The organism is Streptococcus sp. KR, from assembly GCF_002238115.1.
Lineage (GTDB): Bacteria > Bacillota > Bacilli > Lactobacillales > Streptococcaceae > Streptococcus.
Window position 1 is genome coordinate 1 of the sequence record NZ_NGVM01000033.1, and the last position, 6,244, is coordinate 6,244.

The window sequence follows — 6,244 nt, forward strand, 5'->3', positions numbered from 1 at the left end:
ATGAGTAGAGCCATCTTCCAAAAACGAATCATCATTTTGTAGAAGTAGGCTGGGACATTCTGGATTGGTTTTTCTTCAGCCTCTCCTGTTTTAATTTTGAAAATCAATTTATCAAGCTCACGTTCAAGATCTTGCAGCCAAACCTCTCCATAAATTTCCTGATCAGCTAAGAGGTTGTTATAATTCTTCTCAACTTGACGTTTCGATTGATAGATTTTATTTTCAAGAATTTTTGCATCTTTTCCAAACAAACTGAGTTTCTGAACTAGTTGAGAAGAAAGAAAAGCATGTTGCCCCATTTTAAATGCTTCAGAGATTGATAAATCAGATAAAGATGACTCGCCCTCGTATCGATTAGTATCGTAAAGAGTATCAATCTTACTCTTCTCTGTATTTATTCCGTCCGATTCGTGGACGTTTTGAAGTCCATTTTGCGGACGTCCGTTTTTGATACTTTCGCTATTACCAATGCTTTGGGGTACTTTTTCATATAGAACTTTACCAAAGGCATTAACCCTCTTCAGTAACTCACCATCAGCTGAATAGTGCTCCACTATTTCTAAATTAGCATCAACTAGCTGAAGATAAAGTCTATTCGGCTTATTGAGTCCCTGCCTAACTTCTCGTAAGAGACCATGTTCTTGTAGTTCTTTCTTGATCTTAGTAACCTTCATCTTTCCCTTATCCAATAGCAGCATCAGGTCAGAAACTGTAAAAATTAGAAAGACCGCTCCATTTTCATCAACGTAATCTCTATTTCCCTTCTGGAATGAACTGATACTTAATTTACAGCGATTATAAAGAGCGCCATAAGCTAACTTAGCATCAGATGAAAGACCCGTGTAAGAACTAGTCAATTTGACATAGCCGTTCTCATTGTGTTGAATACGGGTGAAAAAGATTTCTGGAATTTGATAAAAAGTTAGAGTGGCTAGTTGGTCAATCGTGATATCTGCCATTAGTAGCCTCCTACAACTTGTAATCTCAAGCCACCAGCTTCAGGAAAATAGACAAGATGAGTTTGTTCTAACTCTTCAATAGCTGCAATAGCACGGCTTTTAGTCCATCCCATTGTATTCATCAAATCTAAAATCATTACGTCTCTAGTCAACCTTGAGACCTTTGTTTGGTGTTGTTTCATAGGTAATCCTTTCTTGTCACAAACTAGTGTTAATTCACAGCTATATCATAATGGATAATGAGAAAATCTGTTTTAAAGGGACAATCAAATAAATTATAGAATCAAGGTATATAATTTATTTCCCTAAATATACCCCATCAATTCTGGATTAAACTCCAGAGTCAACCACAAGGCTTCATCCTGAGTCAATTGGCTAGTTTGTCCCCAAGTTCCATCTCTAGCTCTTCTGGAGTAAGGATAAGTGCCAAGCTCAATTCTAGGACATAATTCATGAATAACATCATCTTTCATAACTCTCCAGAGAAGACTAGAAGGTCTATAGTAATAGCCGTCCCCAAGCCAAACTCTATTGAGATCATCGTATACAGATACTTTTTCATCAGAATTTCCTTCAGGGATACAATCAACCATATTTTCATTCTTATCAAGATCTATTACATCGAAAATTTTTAACGAATCAATATCCATAACAATTTCAATATTATCTGACATTTTTTCTCCTTTCTTTAATTTTTGCAACGAAAAAAGAGAGCGATTTTCTCGCTCTCTCAGGTTATATGATATTTAATTTTTCACTTTCCCAAAACTCTAGACACTTAGTCGACAAGTTCTGATAGTCAGGAAGTAAAGTCCTCTCATCCTGATTAGCAACTTCTATAATTCATTACTTTTTATTTGCAAAAATAGAGGTTCTAAAATCATTTGTTTGGTCTAGGTAGGCTTTAAAGACTGCTCTCTTAAGTTTATGAACTGCACTGTCAGTTTCTGGGTTATAGTCACTCCAACGCGTACCTTCTGCATCCTTGAGAACAGCTTGGTCCATCAGTTCTTGCAATTCTTTTACTCTTTGAATGGTTTTCGTGGCATTGCTCATCCATGATTGCGTCGGATCTTTAAAAGTAATTTTATTCAAATGATCAAACTGAGCAACGCGCTCTTGATACATAGCTTTTTTAAAGGCTGCCCAAGATGAATACTGACCACCAAATAGCTTTTCTAAGACAAGCTTATCTGTCACTAATCCTTGCTTTTTACCGTAGAGGTTGATTGTCTGACCATTTTGTTTAGCAATTTCTTCATATTGGTTGGAAATATATGGGACCATACCATCTTTAAATCCTTTAGCAGCTAAGAGTTCATAAGCTATCCTACGCCCCATAAGATCTCCAGGAGTTCCTTTCTCACTGCTCAATGCTGAAAAGATTGGTGCAAAGAGTTTAATCGTAAAGTAGCCATTTCTCTCATATGTGCCAGCTTGATACTCACGAGCCGAAAGAATATTATTGTCAATCAAACTCTCAAAGCTCGTCAATTTTTTAGCTTCATCTTCAGTCAAATTTTTCACAACATTAGTAGCATAAACATCATTTCCATCAGCAGGATCTGTTAGATAGTGGTTCTCGATTTTTCTGAGAGCTTCCATTTTCTGGGAAACATTCAGTTTCTTAACGATAGATTGCCCTTCAAGATATTCCAACAGATAGATGAGATCAAACATATTATGAGCGTATTTCTGGAGATCGGATGCATCTTTGAATCGTTCCGTCGGATCTAAGACTTGTAGACGGGATCCTTCTAAGCTATCTGATTTTGAATGTTTCAAGATTGAGTTAATAGTAATGGTCGCATCATTTGGATGGTCTGGCGCTTGTAATAAGCCTTTAGCAAAGAACTCAGGACCAAGACCACTTCTTCGACCATAACCACCAAGATAGATATCCTGATCGGAATCATGGGTCATCTCATGGGTATACGTAATAGCGCCATCCTTATCCAACATACGGTAAGACATATAATAGACACCATCTCCTGTTGCGTATGCACCGTGATGATTATGAACCACCTTGTTACCAACTGGTCCAAAGAAATGTTGCATTGCAGGATTTGAATTCTCAAAGTCTGCGATTGTTGAAGCCTTTCCTTCAGTATGATCATCACCAAACTTATAGGCATCATAAAGCAGGATCGTACGATAGAGTTTTTCACGTGACTGTTTATCCAAAATACGATACCAATAATCATAGTGATCTCGCTGACGCTTGGCTGTTTCACGCGCATTATCTTCAACAAACTTATTGAGTTCATCTCCAGCCTTATAGTCACTGTTGCGGTAGCGATCGTAAGCGCCAAATCCTAGGCTAGACAAGGTTGAGATGACAAAGACTGATCTTTCTGGCAAAGTAAGGAGAGGCAAGACCATATTGCGGTATTTCCAAGTACTACTAGTAATTCGGTCATAAACACCGATAGAATACTTAGTCCCTGCTTGCTCTTGCTTAGCTTTGACCTCTGCAATAGTGGATTTTTCTTCGACAATGAAAGCTTTGGTCTGTTTTTTAAACCAGTCATTGTTGCTAGTGTTTGGTAAAAAGACTTTTCGGTAATTTTCTAGCGTGCTAAACAAATCTGTCGTTCCATGATGACTGGCAAGACTGATACCATAAGTATCAACGTTGTTCTTAGCAAGCAGATTATTAAATCCTGATTTCCCTAACTCAATCAAAGTATCTAACGGAGATGCATTTCCTTTGCCAAAGAAATTAAGGTGATACAAGACCAAATCTTTAATATTAACCTGACCATAGCTAAAGTTATACCAACGCTCTAAGTAACTCATACCAAGAAGCAAGGCTTCCTTGTTGCGCTTAATTTTATCTACGATGTAACCTGTCATTACTTGATTGTTTTCCACTAGACCAGCATCCGCTGACAAGAGTTTTCGCAGACTGTCTTCTAGATGTTCCTTCGTTTTAGTAAACTGTTCTTCTAAATAGAGCTCGGTTTGCTTCACTTTTGGTGAAATACCAAGTGTGTTTCTAATAGTGTCTGAATGATAATTTACCTTCTTCAATTCTGGTAAGACTTGCCGGATAATCGTTTCTTGATTATACAAGAATTGGTTTGGCGTATAGAGAAGCCCCGTATCTCCTAGACTATATTCTGCTAACTTAGCAAAATCAGTCTGGTACTTGAGCTGGAATGTTTCAGAGGAATGATCCTGGTAATGGAGCAAGAGTTTATTGGCACTTTTTTTATTGGTTACAATGTCCGTAATTACTTGGTCATCCTTCATCATGACTGCAGACAAGAGTGCTTTTTTATATAAAAGACTGTTCTCATTGACCAGGTTTCCGTATTTGACGACGGTTGCCTTGTTGTAGAAAGGTAGCAATTTTTCAATATTTTTATAAGCTAAGGCGCGCTGAGCTTGATAATGCTTCACCTTAGAAAAATCACTTTCTTTACTACCACTTGTTGAAAGAGGCTCCACTGTTGGAGGAGCGAGAGGATTGATTTCTGCTTTTTTATTAGTCACTTCAGAAGCATCTAAAATTGTTCCTCTTTCTACAAATGATTCCTTGCTGACGACTTCTTCCCTGACCAAGGTGACATTGTAGACTCTATTAGCTTTGTTGCTGAATGTATTAGCCACCTTCATTTCATTATAGTGGTAACCGGTAATAGCATTTCCGTTGGTTACATTGACATCGCTTAGTACATTGGTCAATCTTCCTGCATGCTGTTCCTCATTCGTCTTTCGATCCCACAAATATCCAGCCACACCTGCAACTCTACCAAAGTGCTTGACATTGTTGATATCACCTTCAGCATAGCTATCCTGTATATGCGCATCTTGGTCTACTAGACCTGCTAGCCCACCAACAGTCTGATCTGAACTATTCGTGTTGGATGAAATGGCTACTGTCGCTTTTGACTTAGTCAGTGAAGCTCTGCCTCCTGTCAAATGACCGACCAAACCACCAATATTGTATGTAGCAGTCGTTTCGTAGGTATTAACAATTCTTCCCTTAAAACTGCTCTCTGTGATGCTTGATTGGTCTGCCTTAGCCAACAAACCACCGATACCACGTTCCCCAGCCAGAACACCATCGACATGAACTTGCTTAATCTTTGTGTTATCCGTAGCTTCATTTGCCAGTGAACCGATATCATCTTTACCTGAAATAGAGACATTTTTTAGGCTCAACTTTTCTACTGTGGCCCCTCTCAAGCTTTCAAAAAGAGGCTTTTTCAAGTTGTAAATAGCATAATGCTTGCCATCCTTTTCACCAATCAACTGACCAGTAAAGGTGCCCTTGATGTAAGATCTGTCATCAGGTCCCAACTCCACTTCGTTGGCATTCAAGCTAGCCGCTAAATGATAGGTTCCAGAGAGATTCTTGTTGATAGCTTTAACCAAGTTGCTAAAGGAAGTGAAGGTTGTTGTTTCTTCTGTAGCCTTTTTTGCGAGATAGAAGGTGAAATTATCGACATATTTATTTTCTAGCTCTTGCTGGAGTTTCTCAGCTTTGGCTATGATTTTATAAACTGATTGTCCATTTTTTATTTCTGCAGTTATTGAAGCGACAGGTAGATAGACATCTTTGAATGACGACGATTTTGCCTTAACAAAGTAAGTGTCTGGATTACTTGGAACACTGTCTAAAGAAACATGTTGTTTGTAAGTACCATTGGTCTGACTATACAACTCCAGATCCGAAACATTTCTTAATTCAAGTGTTTTTTCTGGATCTTTTTCTTGTGGTTTTTCAGATGGAGTTTCCGGTTTTACTTGCTCAATATTGCCAGTATATTCTGGAAGAGGGGCAACTTGTTCGGGTTCAACTATTGCTCCCGATTGGGTGCCTGTATAAGATGGTTTCGATGGTGCCTGTTCTGGTTCGACTATTGCTCCAGATTGGATGCCTGTATATTCTGGTTTGTCGGCTGTCTCAGGGGCTACAACAGCTCCTGATTGCTCACCTTTATATTCTGGTAAGGAAGCATGGGCCTCTGGTTCGACGATGGCACCAGCTTGAGTTCCCTTGTACTCTGGTTGTGGAGCTACTTGCTCTGGTTCAACAACCGCTCCGGACTGGGTACCTGTATAGGATGGCTTCTCAGCCGTTTCTGGTTCGACGATGGCTCCAGATTGAATTCCTGTATATTCTGGTTTTTCATTTGTCTCAGGGGCAACTATTGCACCAGATTGCTCACCTTTATATTCTGGCAGGGAAGGCTGAGTCTCCGGTTCGACGATGGCACCAGATTGAATCCCTTTGTACTCTGGCTGTGGGGCAACTTGCTCAGGTTCGACTATTG

4 protein-coding genes are annotated in these 6,244 nt (G+C 39.1%); all 4 read right to left on the minus strand.

Going from position 1 to position 6,244, the window contains the following annotated elements:
- A partial coding sequence (locus CBI42_RS10175) for a replication initiator protein A (RefSeq protein ID WP_094753922.1) occupies window positions 1–959 on the minus strand: 959 nt, incomplete at its 3' end.
- Window positions 959–1,141 (minus strand): hypothetical protein, encoded by a 183-nt coding sequence (locus CBI42_RS10180; RefSeq protein WP_009729741.1) that lies wholly within the window; start codon window positions 1,139–1,141, stop codon window positions 959–961. The genes CBI42_RS10175 and CBI42_RS10180, both read right to left, overlap by 1 nt.
- 123 nt (window positions 1,142–1,264) lie before the next feature.
- Window positions 1,265–1,633, minus strand: a complete 369-nt coding sequence (locus CBI42_RS10185; RefSeq protein ID WP_094753923.1) for a hypothetical protein — start codon at window positions 1,631–1,633, stop codon at window positions 1,265–1,267.
- Between the two features lie 172 nt (window positions 1,634–1,805).
- Window positions 1,806–6,244, minus strand: a 4,439-nt coding sequence (locus tag CBI42_RS10190) for a ZmpA/ZmpB/ZmpC family metallo-endopeptidase (protein WP_094753924.1), incomplete at its 5' end; no start/stop codon positions are given.

Bases quoted from the DNA above. Each gene is read 5' to 3' on its own strand.
- CBI42_RS10180 (WP_009729741.1), bottom strand. From the start codon at position 1,141: ATGAAACAACACCAAACAAAGGTCTCAAGGTTGACTAGAGACGTAATG.
- CBI42_RS10185 (WP_094753923.1), bottom strand. From the start codon at position 1,633: ATGTCAGATAATATTGAAATTGTTATGGATATTGATTCGTTAAAAATT.